This window comes from Paractinoplanes atraurantiacus (assembly GCF_900215205.1).
Taxonomy (GTDB): domain Bacteria; phylum Actinomycetota; class Actinomycetes; order Mycobacteriales; family Micromonosporaceae; genus Actinoplanes; species Actinoplanes atraurantiacus.
Genome location: NZ_OBDY01000001.1, coordinates 1,061,501 through 1,078,578 on the forward strand (window position 1 = coordinate 1,061,501; position 17,078 = coordinate 1,078,578).

Annotated in this window: 14 protein-coding genes; 7 read left to right on the forward strand and 7 right to left on the reverse strand. The window is 71.1% G+C overall.

Features of this window, described 5'->3' with window-relative positions:
* The first annotated feature begins 24 nt into the window (after nucleotides 1-24).
* A complete protein-coding gene (locus tag CRP55_RS05100) occupies nucleotides 25-1,431 on the forward strand; it encodes an AAA family ATPase (RefSeq protein ID WP_097318232.1) in 1,407 nt (468 codons plus the stop codon).
* Nucleotides 1,431-2,069, forward strand: coding sequence for a DUF4276 family protein (locus tag CRP55_RS05105; protein WP_097318233.1), 639 nt, complete (start codon nucleotides 1,431-1,433; stop codon nucleotides 2,067-2,069). Before CRP55_RS05100 ends, CRP55_RS05105 begins: the two co-directional genes overlap by 1 nt.
* Here CRP55_RS05105 and CRP55_RS05110 read toward each other — a convergent pair.
* Entirely contained in the window at nucleotides 2,062-3,510 is a 1,449-nt protein-coding gene (locus tag CRP55_RS05110) for a M1 family metallopeptidase (RefSeq protein ID WP_097318234.1), read from the reverse strand. The two genes, CRP55_RS05105 and CRP55_RS05110, sit on opposite strands and share 8 nt — an antisense overlap.
* A gap of 115 nt (nucleotides 3,511-3,625) precedes the next feature.
* Here CRP55_RS05110 and gatB point away from each other — a divergent pair, with 115 nt between their 5' ends.
* Nucleotides 3,626-5,119 carry an Asp-tRNA(Asn)/Glu-tRNA(Gln) amidotransferase subunit GatB gene (gatB, locus tag CRP55_RS05115; protein ID WP_097318235.1) on the forward strand — a complete coding sequence of 498 codons (1,494 nt, stop codon included), beginning with the start codon at nucleotides 3,626-3,628 and terminating at the stop codon, nucleotides 5,117-5,119.
* Between the two features lie 8 nt (nucleotides 5,120-5,127).
* On the opposite strand, the gene CRP55_RS55545 is transcribed toward gatB, so the two are convergent.
* The 5 genes from CRP55_RS55545 to CRP55_RS05135 are packed head-to-tail and all read right to left on the reverse strand — an operon-like array spanning nucleotide 5,128 to nucleotide 9,680.
* Nucleotides 5,128-5,253 carry a hypothetical protein gene (locus tag CRP55_RS55545; RefSeq protein WP_281260755.1) on the reverse strand — a complete coding sequence of 42 codons (126 nt, stop codon included), beginning with the start codon at nucleotides 5,251-5,253 and terminating at the stop codon, nucleotides 5,128-5,130.
* Between the two features lie 42 nt (nucleotides 5,254-5,295).
* The gene (locus CRP55_RS05120) at nucleotides 5,296-6,345 is read right to left on the reverse strand and encodes a hypothetical protein (RefSeq protein WP_097318236.1); all 1,050 of its coding nucleotides are present in this window, start codon (nucleotides 6,343-6,345) and stop codon (nucleotides 5,296-5,298) included.
* Nucleotides 6,346-6,397: 52 nt separating this feature from the next.
* Nucleotides 6,398-8,029: a metallophosphoesterase family protein gene (locus CRP55_RS05125; RefSeq protein WP_097318237.1), complete on the reverse strand. Its 1,632-nt coding sequence runs from the start codon at nucleotides 8,027-8,029 to the stop codon at nucleotides 6,398-6,400.
* A gap of 46 nt (nucleotides 8,030-8,075) precedes the next feature.
* Nucleotides 8,076-9,257 (reverse strand): PQQ-dependent sugar dehydrogenase, encoded by a 1,182-nt coding sequence (locus CRP55_RS05130; protein ID WP_245922785.1) that lies wholly within the window; start codon nucleotides 9,255-9,257, stop codon nucleotides 8,076-8,078.
* Between the two features lie 48 nt (nucleotides 9,258-9,305).
* Nucleotides 9,306-9,680 carry a PH domain-containing protein gene (locus tag CRP55_RS05135; protein ID WP_097318753.1) on the reverse strand — a complete coding sequence of 125 codons (375 nt, stop codon included), beginning with the start codon at nucleotides 9,678-9,680 and terminating at the stop codon, nucleotides 9,306-9,308.
* A 65-nt stretch (nucleotides 9,681-9,745) separates the two neighbouring features.
* Here CRP55_RS05135 and CRP55_RS05140 point away from each other — a divergent pair, with 65 nt between their 5' ends.
* The 4 genes from CRP55_RS05140 to CRP55_RS05155 all read left to right on the forward strand — a co-directional run bounded on the left by CRP55_RS05140 (nucleotide 9,746) and on the right by CRP55_RS05155 (nucleotide 14,588).
* Nucleotides 9,746-10,825 carry a WD40/YVTN/BNR-like repeat-containing protein gene (locus CRP55_RS05140; RefSeq protein ID WP_097318238.1) on the forward strand — a complete coding sequence of 360 codons (1,080 nt, stop codon included), beginning with the start codon at nucleotides 9,746-9,748 and terminating at the stop codon, nucleotides 10,823-10,825.
* Entirely contained in the window at nucleotides 10,825-11,109 is a 285-nt protein-coding gene (locus CRP55_RS05145) for a MoaD/ThiS family protein (protein ID WP_097318239.1), read from the forward strand. The genes CRP55_RS05140 and CRP55_RS05145 overlap by 1 nt, the downstream gene beginning before the upstream one ends.
* Before the next feature lie 189 nt (nucleotides 11,110-11,298).
* A complete protein-coding gene (locus CRP55_RS05150; protein ID WP_245922786.1) occupies nucleotides 11,299-13,893 on the forward strand; it encodes a GGDEF domain-containing phosphodiesterase in 2,595 nt (864 codons plus the stop codon).
* Between the two features lie 5 nt (nucleotides 13,894-13,898).
* A complete protein-coding gene (locus CRP55_RS05155; protein WP_097318241.1) occupies nucleotides 13,899-14,588 on the forward strand; it encodes a hypothetical protein in 690 nt (229 codons plus the stop codon).
* Nucleotides 14,589-14,627: 39 nt separating this feature from the next.
* On the opposite strand, the gene CRP55_RS05160 is transcribed toward CRP55_RS05155, so the two are convergent.
* Complete coding sequence (locus CRP55_RS05160) at nucleotides 14,628-17,075, reverse strand: glycoside hydrolase family 2 protein (protein ID WP_097318242.1); 2,448 nt, start codon at nucleotides 17,073-17,075, stop codon at nucleotides 14,628-14,630.
* Nucleotides 17,076-17,078: the final 3 nt, after the last annotated feature.

The window sequence follows — 17,078 nt, forward strand, 5'->3', positions numbered from 1 at the left end:
TAGCCGCCTTCGGGAGGGGCCGAAGTGCTTACTCGAATCGAGATCGACGGCTTCAAGACGTTCCGTGATTTCGCCCTGGACCTGCCGCCGTTCCTGGTGGTTCTGGGGCGAAACGGAACGGGGAAGTCGAATCTGTTCGATGCGCTTCGGTTCCTTTCCCGGCTGGCTTCCGAGCCGGTGGCGGAGGCGGCTCAGCACGTCCGCGGCGACCTTCGCGAACTGTTTCACCGCGACGCCGCGAGTTCCTCCGACCGTGAGATGCGATTCGCGGTCGAAGTCCTGCTCGACAGTCGTGTCACGGATGCTTTCGGCGAGACCCGCGCCGTGGAGGCGACGCGGGTCCGGTACGAGCTGACGATCGAGTTCAGGGAAACCCCGTCCGGGCTTCGGCCCTTCGTCAAGGACGAGGCCGCGCGGGCGCTTTCACCTGGCGAGGACCGGTGGGCCGCACGATTCCCGGTCCTCGCTGACCGGCTGTTGGAAGCCGATCGGGAGTCGAACGCCCGATTCCTCGACACTCAGCGCGAGGCGAACTCGTCGAACTTCCAGCTGTGGGCCGGCGACACCGTGGTGCCAGCGGTTCGAATTCCTGCCGGGAACGCCAGCGCGACGGTGCTGTCGGTCATCGGCACTGCTTCCCAGGTCGCGACGCTCTACGCGTTGAGGCGTGAACTCGAGTCCTGGCGGCAGCTCCACCTCGACCCGACCGCCCTCCGGCGCCCCGACGGTTTCGACGATCCGGCGGCTCTCGGCGCGGACGGCGGGCACCTGCCGAACACCCTGCACCGCATCGCCGAGACCACCAGCACCCTCGACCAGCCGCAAGGTCTTCTGGGTGACGTCTCGGCCGACCTTGCGAGCATCATCTCCGACGTCAGCGGCGTCCAAGTGGACGAGGACGTCAAGAGGCGGCGCCGGGAGGTGGAGTTCCGTGCCCGCGGCCGCGGGGAGCCGGTGTCAGCACGGGTGGCGTCGGACGGGACGCTCCGTGCCGCGGCGCTCCTGACCGCGGCCTATGATCCGGAGAATTCGGGCCTCCTCTGCTTCGAGGAGCCCGAGAACGGCATTTATCCGCAACGGCTCATCACGCTTGTCCAGCGCCTCCGGTCGATCGTCGATCGAGCCGTCGACCGGCGTGCGGGCGATCCATCGGCACCCCTCACCCAGCTTCTCCTGACCAGCCATTCCCCAGCGATCCTGCGCGCGCTGAAGCCGGTCGAAGCACAGGGGACGAGGGCCGACGCGGTCTTCCTCACCACGGTCTCCCGGATCCTGCCCGGCAGATCCCGGAGTCGCATCACACAGCCGAGACTCATCGCGACCAGCGCCCGCCCGTCCCTGGCGGTCCAGGACCGGCGGGAGCCGAACGAACGTCTGGTCAGCCCCGCGGAGATCGCGGAATTCGAGGTCGGTCAGGCGTTGGAAGCCTGATGCGGTATCTCGCTTCCGCCCTCATCTCGGAGGGTGTTTCCGATGACCGTTTCCTTCCCTTCCTGCTCTATCGGGCGCTCGAGGAGATCTGCCTGACCCGGTTCGAGGATCCGGTGGACGTTGACCAGGTCACGGTCCTCCGTCATCTGCAACGCCCGCCGAACGTGCCCGAAATTCTCGGGCTTGTGGAGGAGAACGCGGACACCTTCCACCTCGTTTTCGTTCACCGAGATCGAGGCGCCAACGCGGATCGTGTCCGCGACGAGTGGATCGCTCCGTTGATCAAGGCGTGGGGCCGGTCGCGATCGGAACGCCTGGTGCCGGTTGTGCCGGTTCGTGAGACCGAGGCGTGGCTGCTCGCCGATGGAGCCGCGCTGCGGGCTGCCCTCGGCGTTCAGTGGAGCGACGCGGAGATGGGTGTGCCCGCCCGGCCGAAGGATGTCGAGGCGATCGCGGACCCGAAGATTCCGATCGGGCGGCTGGCGCGACGCCGGGGCCGCCCGATCGAAGATTTCTTCGAGGAGATCGCCGAGTCCATTTCGCTCGACGTGCTCCGTAAGGTGCCGTCCTTCGACGCCTTTGAACAGCAGACGGTCGAGGCACTTGCCGACATGGGCTACCGGCGCGGCGTCACTTAGGGGTGGACCTCGCGTCCAGCCAAGTGTTGATCAGCTTGGTGAAGTCCTTCCCGGTCTGCTTGTTGACGAAGGCGATGAACGACGCCCGGTCCTGCTGGGTGTTCCTCTGGGTCTGCACCCACGCCTTGCCCAGCGCGAAGAACTCGGCGTCGCCCAGGGCGTCGTTCAGTTCCTTGAGCATCGCGGCCGGGCAGATGTAGACGTTGCTCTCGGCGAAGTTGGCCGCCTGAGGCGAGCCGGGAGGGCCGAGCCTCTTGCGCAGGCGCGCGTCGCCCTGCCGCAGGTAGGTCTCGAGTTCGGCGTCGCTGAAGCCGTCGAGGCTCTGCTGGTAGAGGAACTGCACGTAGGTCGCCCAGCCCTCGTTGAGCCACAGATCGGTCCAGGTGCTCGGGCTGACGGAGTCGCCGAACCAGTGGTGGGCGTACTCGTGGAGCAGATCCTCCTCGTAGGCCGCCGGGTCGAACTTCGCCGGCCTACCACCCATCGTGATCATCTGCTGGGTCTCCATGCCGGAGGCGGAGTCGACGATCACGATGCCGCCGGTGGGGAACGGGTACGGGCCGAAGCGCTTCTCCAGGAAGCTGATGAACGACGGCGACTTCTTCAGCGACGGGAGCAGGCGTTCGTCGACGCCGGGGCGGTACCAGTAGGTCAGGGGCAGGCCGTTCGGGCCCTCGGCGGCGATCTTCTTGTACTTGCCGACGGCCAGGGTCTGCAGATATGAGGCCATCGGGTCGGTGCTGCGGTAGCGGAACGTGGTGCCGCTCTGGCCGGCCGGGGTGCCGGCGGCGATCGCCGACCAGCCCGCCGGCACGGTCACGGCGATGTCGTAGAGGGCCTTGTCGGACGGCTGGTCGTTGGCCGGGTACCAGGTGAAGGCGCCGAACGGCTCCTGCATCGTCCACAGGCTGCCGTCCTTGGTGACGGTCAGACCGAGCGGCTCGACGTCGCCGCGGTGCGACGGCATCGGGGTGGTGGCCGGTTTGCCGTGGTAGCCGACGGTCAGGGTGACCGGCTCGTCGGTTTTCACGGTGGCCGGGACGACGAGCTTTTCGGCGGTCACCTTCGCGCCCTCGGTGGCCAGGCCATTCACACTGACCTCGTCCAAGGCGTACGGCTTGAAATCGAGCTTGATCTCCGACGCGTCGACGGTGGGGCGGAGGCGCAGCGTGGCCGTGCCGGTCAGGGTCTTGTCCTCCGGCCGCCAGGCCAGCTTCAGGTCGTAGTGCAGGACGTCGAGCGCCGCCGTGCCGTGCTTCGGGTAGAGCTTGTCCGCGACCGGCTTCGAGGCGCCGGCCTGCCAAGCGGAATAGTCGATCGTGGGGGGAGCGGGAGCGGAAGTGGGGGCCGAGGGCGTGGGCCGAGGGGTGGGAGTGCCGTCGCATCCGGCCGGCAGAACGGCCGCGGTGAGGGCGACGACGGCGAGGGGAACGCGTCGCATGGCCGGGAACCGTACCCCGCAGTGGGGGCGGTCGTGGGTCACCGGAAATTCTGTCGGTGGGGCCCACTACTCTTAAAGCCGTTCAGTCGCCGGTCTTCACCTGGGAGCTCACCGCATGACCACCACCGTGCTGCCCTCATACGAGGACGCCATTTCGCGTTACGAGCCGGTCATCGGCCTCGAGACCCACGTCGAGCTGGGCACGGCCACCAAGATGTTCTGCGGCTGCCGCACCGATTTCGGCGCCGAGCCCAACACTCAGGTCTGCCCCGTCTGCCTGGCCCTGCCCGGCGCGCTGCCGGTGGCCAACCGGGCCGGCATCGAGGCGACCATCCGGATCGGCCTCGCGCTCAACTGCGAGATCGCCACCTGGTGCCGCATGGCGCGGAAGAACTACTTCTACCCCGACATGCCGAAAAACTTCCAGACCTCGCAGTACGACGAGCCGCTCTGCGTCGACGGCTACGTCGACGTCGAATACGAGGGCAAGAGCTACCGCATCGGCATCGAGCGTGTCCACCTCGAGGAGGACACCGGCAAGACCCTGCACGTGGGCGGCGCGACCGGCCGCATCCAGGGCGCCACCGAGTCGCTGGTCGACTACAACCGCGCCGGCATCCCGCTGGTCGAGATCGTGACCAAGCCGGTTCCCGGCCTCGGCGCGCTCGCCCCCGAGATCGCCCGGGCCTACGTCACCGAGCTGCGCGACATCATCCGCTCGCTCGGCGTCTCCGACGTGCGCATGGAGCAGGGCTCGCTGCGCTGCGACGTCAACACCTCGCTCAACAAGCCGGGCGAGGAGTGGGGCACCCGCACCGAGACCAAAAACGTCAACTCGCTGCGCTCGGTCGAGCGCGCGGTCCGCTCCGAGATCATCCGGCAGACGTCGGTGCTCGACGAGGGCGGCCGCATCGTGCAGGAGACCCGCCACTTCCACGAGGACCGCGGCGACACCAGCCCCGGCCGCTCCAAGGAGACGGCGACCGACTACCGCTACTTCCCCGAGCCCGACCTCGTGCCGATCGCGCCCGACCCGGCGTGGGTGGCCGAGCTCAAGGCGTCCCTGCCCGAGCGTCCGAGCGCCAAGCGGGCCCGGCTCAGCGAGGAGTGGGGCATCAGCGCGGTCGACATGCAGTCGGTGGCCAACGCCGGCGCCGTCGAGCTGATCGAGGAGACCATCGCGGCCGGCGCGTCCCCCGCGGGCGCCCGCAAGTGGTGGATGGGCGAGCTGGCCCGCCGCGCCAACGAGACGGGCGTCGAGCTGGCCGAGGTCGGCGCCACGCCGGCCCAGGTCGCCGCGCTGCAGAAACTGGTCGACGAGGGCAAGCTGAACGACAAGCTGGCCCGCCAGGTGCTCGAGGGCGTCGTGGCCGGCGAGGGCGACCCGGCCGCGGTCATGGCCGCGCGGGGCCTGGAGGTCGTCTCCGACACGGGCGCCCTGACCGCCGCCGTCGACGAGGCCATCGCCGCCAACCCCGACATCGCCGCCAAGATCCGCGAAGGCAAGGTAGCCGCCGCTGGTGCCCTGGTCGGCGCGGTCATGAAAGCAACCCGAGGCCAGGCCGACGCCAAGTCGGTCCGCGAGCTCATCCTGCAGCGTCTCTCTTAAACCAAGATTCAGTACGAATCGACGAACAGCGCCCGGGCCCACAAGCCCGGGCGCTGCCGTCCCGGCCCCTCTGCCGCGGCCGCCGGGCTGTCCTGCAACGAGAGCAGGCCGGCCCACTGCCGGCCCACCCTCATCGCGCCGCCCGCGCTTCGCGGGCGGCGCTTCCGCGTCAAAGGTCAGAGGTCGGAGGAACTCGCCGGGCTGACGGCGGGGACCACCGCGGTGAGAGCTTCCGGGGACTGGGCCGGGTAGAGGGCCCAGCGGCGGGCCGAGCGGGTGCGGGCCAGGAAAGCCGGGATGCGGTTGGGGCGGACCGACTGGTACCAGAGGGAGCCCGAGGCGGCGTCCTCCAGGAAGCCGTAGTACTCGTCGGCCTCGGGTGGGGTGAAGCCCTCGGTCTCCGCCTCAGTGGGCGGCTGTGGGTAGACGGTGATCACCGCGCCGGCCGGCACGGCGGCGCGCAGGGCGGCCACGTCGCCGGTCGTCGGGATGAGGCTCCAGCGGCGGGCCACCCCCTCGGTGGTCTCCAGCAGGGCCAGGTCGGCGCCCGCCTCCGCGGCCAGGCGGCGCACGCCGTCCCAGAAGGCGTCGTCCGCGGGCGGCAGGCCGGTGGGAGGCTCGGCGCGGGCCGCCGGCGGCAGCGGCTGGGCCGGGACCGGCTTGGACACGGACGAGCCCAGGTCGCCCACCCGGAAGGCCACGCCGGCGTCGGCGACCGCGCGGCGGATGGTCAGGCGGAGCTGCCAGACGCCGTACAGCAGGAATGCCAGCCCGAGGACGCGGATCGCCTGGACCGCGGCGTCCCGGCCCAGGGTGGTGGCCAGCGCGTCGAGGTTGCCCGGCTCCAGAGCGTCGCCGCTGAGCAGCGACACCACGATCGACAGGATGAGGCACATGCCCCAGGCGTTCACCGACCAGTGCCGCAGCAGGCCCGCCTCGGCGCCGATCCGGCGGATGATCTCCAGGGTCTTCTTGCGCCACCAGAGGTACGTTCCGATGTAGGCCACGACGAGCACCATGGCGAGGAAGTCGAAGGCGTCCAGATTGTCGAGCATCGTGGCGGCCAGCCCGGAGACCTCGCCGTCGGCGCCGGCCAGTACCCACGAGCGCAGTTGCAGGTTGGCGACCACGAAGGCGAGGCTGGCCAGCGCGGTGGCCAGGATCGCGGACAGCGTGGCGTTGGTGTGAATTTCCCAGGCGCGCGGTGGCCGGGCCATGAAAGACATGTCGGATTCCCCGTGATCTTGTGAAGGAGCGCGGGGAAACCTATCAATCTTTTCAGCGTTGCGGGACCACCGAGGCCGACGGGGACGGCTTCTCCTCCGGCTCGGCGCCGACGACGTTGCGTTGCATTTCCACGTTGGACTCGCCGGTGCCGCCGAGGGAGATGTCGTCGTACGCCTTCAGTTGGTGGTTCTCGTCGAAGTAGAGGACCGACAGGCTCAGCGGGGTCGGCTCCTCCTTCTCCAGGCCGCGCAGGCCGGCGCCGCCCGTCGAGCCCTCGACCAGCAGGCGTGTCGCGAGCGGCGCCTGCGCGGCCGCGCCGCCCGAGGGCGCCGGCGACGGTGAGGCCGACGCGCCGGGGTCGGCCACCGGGGCCGGCAGCAGGCTCACCTCACGCTGGTGCTTGTGGCCGGCCAGCACCAGGGGCACCACGCCGGACAGCGGCGGCGCCATCGCCGGATCGTGCACCAGCGCCACGTCGACCGTCTTGCCCGAGGAGCGGATCGTCTCGGCGAGCTGGCTGCCCGAGCGCAGCAGCGGGCTCTCCTGCGTGCTCGCCGGGTCTTGCGCGGCCGGCGTCTCGCTCTTGTCCGGGGTGAACTCGGGGTCGCCGATGCCGGCGATGGTCAGGCCGTCCACCGTGGTGATCTGGTTGTCCAGCACCACCGCGTTGTCCTGGCGCTTGACCGCGGCCTGGATCGCGGCCGAGTCGTGGTTTCCGCGGACCCAGATGTACGGGACGCCGACCGACGGGATCGAGGCCGCGTACCCGGTCTCGGCGCTGCTGCCCCAGTCGACCAGGTCGCCGGTGTCGACCACGGCGTCGATCTCGAAGGTCTGCACCACCGTGCGGATGAGGCCGAAGGCGGACGGGTTCAGGTGCAGGTCGGAGACGTGCAGGATGCGCGTGGTGTTGCCCTCCGGCTCGTACACCGGAAGCGACGAGACCGTCGTGTAGAGCCGGCTCACGTTGCTGACGATCTGCTGGAGCTGGTCGGCGTACTTGCCGTAGTTGTCGGCGATCCGGCGCGCGTCACCGACCACCGCGGGCGCGTTGACGAGCAGCCCCTCGTACCGCGGCTCGGCGATCGACTCGGGCCGCAGCGTGCCGGCCGCCAGGCCGAGGCTGCCGCCGGTCACCACCAGGGCGGTCACGCCGGCCGCGGCGACACGCCGGACGTTGCGGAAGATGAGGGCCGAGAGGATCAGGGCGGCCAGTACGGAGATGCCGAGCGTCCGCACGCCGAGGCGGATGACGCCGGTGCGGACGTCGTCCACCGCGTTCTCACCGGCCGAGGTCAGTGCCGTCGGATCGTCGATCAGCGCCTCGGTGCGGTTCTGGTCGAGCGAGGCCAGGTCGACCTTGAGGTGGATCGGGCCGTCGTGGCTGTCCAGGTGCAGCGAGCCGAGCGGCGGCAGGTCGACCTCGGTGCCGCCGAGCAGCGACGGGCTGATCGACATCTCGGCGCGGAACGGTCCGACGTTCAGGTCGGCGTGCGCGAACAGCATCGCGCCGATGATGACGCCGCCGACGCTGACCAGCGCGACCGCCGCGCCTGTGCGAAGCCGCCGGGTCCACCGGTTGCGGTGGACCCGCCCGGTCACGCGGGCGGTCGCCCGTGCCCATCGGTCAACTGCTGCCCACCAGCGGCGCCACGTCGCCGCCGAGGCCGTCTGCTCGGTCATCGTCGGCTCCCTGCCCCCACCCGCTTCCCGTCAAACCGTGCCATGGTCAGCTGCGACCGGCCCCACCATCGGAGAAGACCAGCCGAATGATGCGGTCGTCGTCGGTGTCCGGGGTGCCGCCGTCCTCCCGGTTCGACGTGCTCACCCACAGCGAGCCGTCGGGGGCGGCGATGATGCCCCGCAGCCGGCCGTACTCGCCGGTCAGCACGGCCTGCGGGGTGCCCAGCACCGTCCCGTTGCCGGTCACGTTGAGCAGGTAGACGCGCTGGCCGAGCAGGCAGGCGGTGGCCACGGTCTGCTCGATCACGGCCACGCCGGAGCAGGACGACTCGGCGACCGGCCAGCTGAACATCGGGTTGTTCAGCTTGGCGTCGGCGCCCGTGCCGTCGGTCTTGGGCCAGCCGTAGTTCTTGCCCTTGACGATGACGTTGAGCTCGCCCGACTTTTTCTGGCCGGTCTCCGTGGCGTACATCCGCTTGGTCTTGTCCCAGGCGATGCCCTGCACGTTGTGATGCCCGGAGGACCAGACCAGCGAGGTCTTGACCGGGTTTCCGGCGGCGGGCTTGCCGGCGGTGGTCATGCGCAGGATCTTTCCGCCCAGGCTCTTCGGGTTCGGCGCGAGGGTGCCGGTGGCCGTGCCGTCGCCGGTCCCCGCATAGAGCATGCCGTCGGGACCGAAGGCGAGCGCGCCGCCGTTGGCGGAGGCCGAGCGCGGAATGCCGGTGAGGATCGTCTGCAGCTTGCCGCCGAGGGTGAGCTTGCCGATCCGGTTGTCCTTGGCCGTCGAGTAGTAGACGAAGACGGTCTTGTCGGTGGCGTATTTCGGCGAGACCGCGATGCCGAGCAGGCCGCCGTCGCCGGACGCCTGCACCTCGCTGAGCCGCTGCGCCTCGGTGACCGTCAGGCCGTTCGCGTCGGACTCCGGGCCGACCTTCAGGATGCGGCCGGTGTCGCGCTCGGTGACCAGCGCCGTGCCGTCGGGCAGGAACGCCATGCCCCACGGGACGTCGAGCGCCTTGGCCAGCACGGTGACGGCGACCTCCTGGCTGCCGCCGCCGGGATCGGCGCTGGCGTCACCGGACGGCTCGACCGCCGAGGGCTTGGGCAGGTTGGGCGGTGCGCCCTGCTGGTCGGGATCGGGCGGCCCGAAGCTGCACGCCGCGGTCAGCGCGAGCACGGCGGCAAGCGCCGCGGCGACGGCCCGGCCCCGGCGGGAACGCACGATCACTCGACCTCCTCGATCTCGACGCACCCCAGGGTAGCGGCGGAACCTGAGTCAGTCGGCTTCCTTGATCTCCTGCCCGCCGGCGGCGAGCACCCGCGGCAGGTTTTCCGAGGTGACGGCGGTCAGCTTGATGACGTTGCCGTTGTCGAGCAGGGCCGAGACCTGTCCGCGCTCGTCGGGGGCGAGCTCGGCGATGCGCGGCCACGGCACCCGGGTGCTGCCGACGAGCGCCTTGACCCGCAGCTCATCGGCATAGACGTCGGTGCCGGCGCGCCAGGCCCAGACGAAGAAGGCGATCGGGATCAGCAGCACGGGGGTGAGCTCCCACCGGGCGCCGGCGAACGGGATGGCGCCGAGGAAGGCCAGACCGGCCGCGACCAGCAGGGCACCGGTCTTGCGGACACGGAGAAGGGGCTTAGAACTCACGTATCCCAGTGTCCCACCCACGTTGTGCGCCATTTCTGTCGGACCCACGGCGCATACTCGGCGGCATGACAACGCTGCTCGCGATCGGAACGCAGAAAGGGCTGTTCCTGGCCACCAGCGACGACGACCGGCGGACCTGGCAGGTGGGTCCGGCACACTTCTCCGGCACGGCGATCTACACGGTCGGCGTGGACACCAGCGGACCGCGGCCGAGGCTGCTCGCGGCCGTGGACAACTCACATTTCGGGCCGAGCATCGCGGTGAGCGACGACCTCGGCGAGACCTGGGAGGAGCCCGACTCCGCGCCGGTCGCCTTCCCCGACGGCGCCGGGGCGTCGGTCGAGCGGATCTGGCAGATCGTGCCCGGCGCCGAGCCCGGCGTGATCTACGCGGGGTCCCAGCCGTCCGCGCTCTTCCGCTCCACCGACGGCGGCCGCTCGTTCGAGCTGGTGCGCGGCCTCTGGGACCACCCGCACCGGCCGGAGTGGGGCGCCGGCTTCGGCGGCCAGGCGGTCCACACGATCCTGCCCCACCCCACCGACCCGGCGAGCCTGCTCGTGGCCATGTCGACCGGCGGCGTCTACCGCTCGTCCGACGGCGGCGAGAGCTGGGCCCCGGCCAACAAGGGCATCAAGGCGTACTTCATGCCCGATCCGTGGCCCGAGTTCGGGCAGTGCGTGCACCGGGTGGCCCGTGACGCCGCCGATCCCACCCGGCTCTACGCGCAGAACCATCACGGCGTCTACCGCTCGTCCGACGGCGGCGACTCGTGGCAGTCGATCGCCGAGACCCTGCCCAGCGACTTCGGGTTCCCGATGGTCGCCCACCCGAGCCGGCCCGGCGTGATCTGGAACTTCCCGCTGACCGCCGACTCGAAAAGGCATCCCACCGAGCTGCGCTGCCGCGTCTTCCGCTCCACCGACGCCGGTGACAAGTGGGAGGAGCAGAGCAGTGGCCTGCCCGGCGGGCCCTACTACCCGGTCGTGCTGCGCGACGCGATGTGCACCGACGACGCGGGCACGGCCGGCGTCTACTTCGGCACCCGGGCCGGCGAGGTCTTCGCCTCGGGCGACGAGGGCGAGTCGTGGACGACGGTGGTGGCTCATCTGCCCGACGTGCTCTCCGTGCGGGCGGTGTCGATCTGATGCCGGTCCTGTTGGTGCCGGGCGTGCTGCGGGCCGAGGCGGGCGGCGCGTCCCGGCTCGAGATCACCGCGTCGGGGTCGCTGGCGGCCGTGCTGGCCGAGGTCGGCGAGCGCTGGCCCCGGCTGGCCCGCCGCATCCGCGACGAGCAGGGCGCGGTGCGGCGCTATGTCAATGTCTACGTGGACGGTGAGGACAGCCGGCGCACCGCCGGGCTGGACACCCCGGTGGCCGAGGGGTCCGAGATCCAGGTGCTGCCGTCGGTGGCCGGAGGGAGCCGTCCATAGCCGACAACTTCGACGTGCGCCCCCGAACTACCCGGCCGTAACCTGTTCGGGGGACGCGTCGTTATCCGGACAGCGCCCCCGTACAACCCCCCTACCCGGCGAGATTCCCAGAGGATCGTCGATTTGGCAGTGCAGCCCCCCACCGCACCTGCCACCCGGTCGCCCCGGCACCGGGTGTTGATCCTCGGTGTGCCCGCAGCGATCGCGGCCGCGATCCTGATCGCCGGCGCCGCCGGGCTGATCCCGGCCCGGCTCGCGCTGGCGGTCGCGGCCGGCGGCTACGGCCTCGTGGCGGCCGCGGTCCTCGTGCGGGCCGCGCTGGCGATCCACCACTCCGACGGCACCTTCGTGGCCTGCCGCGGTGCGGGCTTCGTCGGCATGGGCGGGCTCGCGACCGCCCTGACCGCCACCGTGCCCGCCTGGTCGCCGCCCGGCGCGACGGTCTGGGCCACCGCCGGGCTCGGCGTGGCCGCGGCCTGCTACTCCGTCGGCACCCTGCTGCTGCCCGGTGCCGGGCGAGGCTGGGCGCTGCACAGCCGGCGCGCCTTCGACGGGCTCGGTCTCGGCGTCAGCATCGCCTTCGCGGGATACCTGATCCCGCCCGTCAAACAGGCGCACCCGGCGACCCTGCCGGTCACGCTGATCGCCGCCACCGGCATCGCGATCGTGCTGGTCTCGGTGCTGCGCGGCACCCCGCACCGCCGGCCCGCGGTCCGCTGCGGCTCCGGGGCGATCCTGGTCCTGATCGGCCTGGCCGCCCTCGCGACGCTGCTCGACCCCGGTCTCGGCGGGACCATCACCGGGAGCGTCGGCGGGGTGGCGCCGGCCCTGGTCGGTGTGCTGCTGGTCGCCGGGCTCGCGCTGACGGCCGACGGCGGCTCCCGCCGCGACCTTCCGCTGCCGCCGCCCGAGCCGCGCAACCCCGACCAGTACCTCGCGAGCTATCCGCTGCTCGCCGTGCCGGCCGGCGTCGGCGTGGTCGCGGCCATCTGGCACCTGGTCGAGGTCCGCAGCTTCGACCCGACCAGCATCATCTTCGGCATCGCGATGGTGGCCGTGCTGGCGATGCGCGAGCTGCTCGTGGTCCGCGACATCCGCAAATACGCGGGCCAGCTCCAGACCGCCGAGGCGCACTTCCGCTCGCTGGTCGCCGGGGCCACCGACCTCACCCTCGTGCTCGACGAGCAGTTGCGCATCCGCTGGCAGTCGCCGGCCGCGTCCCGGCTGTTCGGCCTCTCCGACGACGAGGTGGTCGGCAAGGGCTTCACCGAGCTGATCCACCCCGACGACGTGGCCGGGGCCCAGGAGATGATCGACGCGGTGCTGGCCGGCGAGCACGCCGACGGGCCGCCGGCGCTGGTCACGGCCCGGCTGCGCGACGGGGCCGAGCTCTGGCGCGACACCGAGTCGACGATCTCCGACCAGCGTTCCGTGCCCGAGGTGGCGGCCCTGGTCGTGCACGTGCGCGACATCGGCGAGCGGCGCCATCTCGAGCGGGCGCTGCACAAACTGTCGTACACCGATCAGCTCACCGGCCTGGCCAACCGCCGGGCGCTGATGCGTGACCTGCTCACCTACCGGCGCCGTCCCGGCCGGCAGGGCACCCTGCTGGTGATCGACCTGCACGGGCTGGGCGACATCAACGACTCGCGCGGCCGCGAGACCGGCGACGCCGTCCTCATCGAGGTCGGCCGCCGCCTGCGCACCCTGCTCGGCGACGAGGACGTGCCGGCCCGTCTCGGCGGCGACGAGTTCGCGGTGCTGACCACGGACGGGGCGGTCCTGGCGTACGCGCTGGCCACCCGCATCGCCACCGTCCTGTCCGAGCCGCACCAGCTGCCCGGCGCGGTGGTCGAGCTGCACACCAGCATCGGCCTGGCCGAGCTGGCCGGCGGCGGCGACTCCGACGAGGTGCTGCGCCACGCCGACCTGGCCCGCAAACGCGCCCGCCAGCTCGGCCTCGACCGCGTCGAGTGGTACGACCCCGACGTCGAGATGAAGCTCAACCGCCGCATGGACCTGGAGCGCGAGCTGCTCGGCGCGATCGAGCGCAACGAGCTCGACCTGGTCTTCCAGCCGGTCGTCGGCCTCCGCGACGACCAGCCGGCCGGCGTCGAGGCCCTGCTGCGCTGGCGCCACCCCACCCTCGGCACGATCATGCCGAACGAGCTGCTCCCCATCGCCCGCGCCGTCGGCATCGCCCCCGAGCTCGACGAGTGGGTCCTCGACACGGCCTGCAAACACCTGTCGGCCTGGTCCACGGGAGACACGGGCTTCTGGCTCTCGGTGAACGTATCGCCGCGCGAGCTCCTGACGGCCCGCTTCCCCGACCGCGTGGCGACCACGCTGCGCCGCTACGGCATAGCCCCCGAGCGCCTGGTGGTCGAGGTGGCCGAGGACTGGATCGCCGAGGACGTGCCGGCCATCGTGGCCTCCCTGTCCGGCCTGCGCAAGCTGGGCGTGCGGGCGGCCCTGGACGACTTCGGCTCCGGCCAGGCCTCCCTGTCCCACCTGCGCCGCCTCCCGGTCGACATGCTGAAACTGCACGCCTCCCTCACCAACACGACCCCCGAGCCCTTGCCCGGCAACGGCCCCGCCGTCATCGACATCGTGGTGAGCCTCGGCCGCCGCCTGGGCCTGGAGATCGTCGCCAAGGGCTTGGAGTCCCCCGACCAGATCGAACGAGCCGCCCAGGCCGGCTGCCTCTACGGCCAGGGTTTCGCCCTCGGCCACCCGGGCCCGGCCGAGCGCATCGAGGCCTACCTCGAAAGCCACCGGGCCTGAACCAGGTGACCGCCGCCGACCTCAGCCATGAGATGGCCTCGGCCGACGCCTGGCAGTTCATTCGGTGGTTCGCTGAGACGTGGGCGACTCCGCTCCTTCCCGGGGACGGATGCGACGAGGCCGAGCTGGGAGTGTCGCTGCCGGCTTCACTGCGGCGGGCGTACGAGCTGTTCGGCCGCCGCTTCGACCTGACCCGCAGCCAGGACCGGCTACTCGCCCCGGACGAGGTCCACGTCGACGACACGGGCGACGTGCTGATCTTCCGGGTGGAGAACCAGCACGTCGCGGAGTGGGGCGTTCCGCTGACGGCGGTGAACGAACCCGATCCGCCGGTGGTGTTCCGGTGCCCCTCGTTCCCGGCCGCCGAGCGCGCGTGGCAGCCCTTCCTGGCGACAGTGTCCTTGGCGTGCGTGGAGATGGTGCTGTCGGAGTGGATGTTCTCCGGCGGGGAGTTCACCGACAACCGGGAACTGGACGACGGCGACCTGGTGGTGCTGGAGGAACGGTTCAGGCGGCTGCCTATGCCTGACTATCCGCTCTGGGCGGGCGGCGGGCCGATGCGGTGGTTCGCCGGTGACGGGGTGATTCTGCGGGTGGATGCCGGGACGTGGTTGTGGTGCCGTGCGCAGTCGGCCGAGGCGATCGTGGCCGTGCGGGAGGTCCTGCCTGGCGAATGGTTGATGGAGGAAGCGTGACCCGGCGCTCCCAGGGTGGGACTGGGAGCGCCGGGCCGGTCAGCGGGCCACGTCGTTGACGCAGCGGAGGACCGGGCGCCTGGTCAGGGCGTCGGGGTCCAAGGGCACGCCGGACTCGATGTGGAAGGTGACCGACTCGCCCGGCAGGAGCGTCACCGCCGCGCGGTCGGCTTCGGCCGTGGGGTGCAGGCGGTCCGGGAAGACGGTCAGGGAGCGCAGGATCGTCCGCGCCGTGACGGTGACCTTCGTGGAGTCGGCCGTGGCTGTGTAGTCGGGGGCCGGCCAGGGGATGTCCTTGTCCTCGGCGAAGAACCACCAGGCGCGGTGGCCGTCGATCTCGGCCAGGATGAACTCCACCGACGGGTCACCGGGGGTGCGCACGCCGGCCGGCAGGGGCAGGGTGGTGGACCCGGCCACGGCGACCGTGGCGCCCAGGACGGCCGAGGCCAGCACGTCCCCGTCGAGGTTGCGGCGGGTCACGGTGGCCGAGAAGGCCCACGGGGTGCGGCTGTCGTTGACCGCCACCAGGGCGGGCTCGCCCGCCGGCGGGACGACCGCGCCCGGCTCGATCTCGGTCTGCGGGCCGCCCGGCTCCAGCGGGGCGCCGGTGCGCGGCTGCAAGGTCAGCAGCCGGTCGGCGTAGGAGTCGCGCAAGGCGTACCACAAAGGCTTCTTGTGCCCGTCGCCGTCGACGGCGGCCCAGGAGGTCACCGGCCAGCAGTCGTTGAGCTGCCACATGATCGTGCCGGCGCAGAGGGGGCGCAGGGAGCGGAAGTGCTCGATGCCGAAGGCCAGAGCGCGGGCCTGGTTGAGCTGGGTCAGGTAGTGCCAGTCGTCGAAATCGCGTGGTGCCGGGAGATGGTTTTCCAGGCCCCGTTGCAGTTTCTTGTCGCCGTCGGCGGCCTTCTGGTGGTGGGCCATGCCGGGGGAGTCGGGGGCCAGGGGCTCGTCCGAGATCGAGCGGCGCAGTGTGGAGTACGTGGGTGGGGCCTGGAAGCCGAACTCGGCCACGAAACGGGGGCGGTAGGCGGCGTACTTCGTGTAGTCGTCGGTGTTCCAGACGTCCCAGATGTGGGTCGTGCCGTGCGCGGGATCGTTCGGGTAGCGGTCGGGGGAGCCGGAGTACGGGCTGCCGGGCCAGTACGGGCGGGTCGGGTCGATCTCGGCGACGATCCGGGGAAGCAGGTCGTAGTAGAAGGTGGAGCCCCAGGAGAGGCCGTTCAGCGCGGGCTTCCAGCCCCAGTCCTCGTGGCCCCACAGGTTCTCGTTGTTGCCGGTCCACATCACCAGGCTCGGGTGCGACGCCAGCCGCAGGACGTTGTGCCGGGCCTCGGCCTCGATCTCCGAACGGAAAGGCTCTTCTTCGGGGTACGCGGCGCAGGCGAACAGGAAGTCCTGTCCTACGAGAAAGCCCCTCTCGTCCGCGAGTTCGTAAAAGGCCGAGGATTCGTAGCGGCCGCCGCCCCAGATCCGCAGGTAGTTGACGTTCGCGCCGGCCGCCTGACGGAAGCGGGAGGCCAGGCGGTCGCGGGTGACGCGGTTGTCGAAGACGTCGTCGGGGATCCAGTTGACGCCGCGCACGAAGACCGGCACGTCGTTGACGACCAGCACGAAGCCGTCGTCCGAGGTGTCGACCCGCACCGACCGGAAACCGACCCGCCGCGACCAGCGGTCGAGCTCACCGCTCGCGGAGGTCGCCACGACTTCCAGGTCGTAGAGGGGCTGGTCGCCGTAGCCGCGCGGCCACCAGAGCGCGGGGTCGTCGACGGTGAGGATCAGCAGCGCCTCGACGCCGTCCACTGTGGCCTGAGCCGTGCGGCCGGCGATGGAGGCGCTGATGGTCACCGGCTCGTCCGAGGCGCGCTCGAGGCGGACGCGCAGCTCGACCCGGCCCACGCCCCCGGTCACGGTGACCTGGGGGCGGACCTCGGCCAGGCGGGCCACCGACCAGGTGTGAAGGCCGATCGGCTGCCAGATGCCGGCCGTGACCAGGGTCGGGCCCCAGTCCCAGCCGAAGTTGCACGCCTGCTTGCGGATGAAGTTGAACGGCTCGTCGTACGCGTTGGGGCGGCGCCCCAGCCTCTGTTGCTGCGCCTCGGCGTACGCATAAGCGCTGGTGAATTTGATCTGAAGGGTGTTGGTGCCGTCCCGCAGCAGCGGGCCGACGCCGAAGCGGTAGCCCCGGTGCATGTTCGCGGTCTCGGCGACCGGCGAGCCGTTCACCGAGACTTCCGCGATCGTGTCGAGGCCCTCGCAGACAAGGTCGGCGCGAACAGAGCCCGGTGTGTAGGAGAACGTGGTCGCGTAGGTCCAGTCCGTACGGCCGATCCAGGCCAGCTTCTTCTCGTTCTCGTCCAGGTACGGATCGTCGATCCGGCCGGCCGTGAGCAGATCGGTGTGCACACAGCCGGGAACGGCCGCCGGCACGTCCACGAGGTCGCCCCCGGAGACGGTCCACCCTTCGTGCAGGGACTGGTACGAGGTCACGGT

Excerpts from the sequence above, each read along its gene's own strand:
- CRP55_RS05105 (WP_097318233.1), top strand. The coding sequence starts at position 1,431 with ATGCGGTATCTCGCTTCCGCCCTCATCTCGGAGGGTGTTTCCGATGAC.
- CRP55_RS55545 (WP_281260755.1), bottom strand. The coding sequence starts at position 5,253 with ATGAGGGTGGGCCGGCAGTGGGCCGGCCTGCTCTCGTTGCAGGACAGC.
- CRP55_RS05125 (WP_097318237.1), bottom strand. The coding sequence starts at position 8,029 with ATGACCGAGCAGACGGCCTCGGCGGCGACGTGGCGCCGCTGGTGGGCA.
- CRP55_RS05120 (WP_097318236.1), bottom strand. The coding sequence starts at position 6,345 with ATGTCTTTCATGGCCCGGCCACCGCGCGCCTGGGAAATTCACACCAAC.
- CRP55_RS05110 (WP_097318234.1), bottom strand. The coding sequence starts at position 3,510 with ATGCGACGCGTTCCCCTCGCCGTCGTCGCCCTCACCGCGGCCGTTCTG.
- CRP55_RS05140 (WP_097318238.1), top strand. The coding sequence starts at position 9,746 with ATGACAACGCTGCTCGCGATCGGAACGCAGAAAGGGCTGTTCCTGGCC.
- gatB (WP_097318235.1), top strand. The coding sequence starts at position 3,626 with ATGACCACCACCGTGCTGCCCTCATACGAGGACGCCATTTCGCGTTAC.
- CRP55_RS05145 (WP_097318239.1), top strand. The coding sequence starts at position 10,825 with ATGCCGGTCCTGTTGGTGCCGGGCGTGCTGCGGGCCGAGGCGGGCGGC.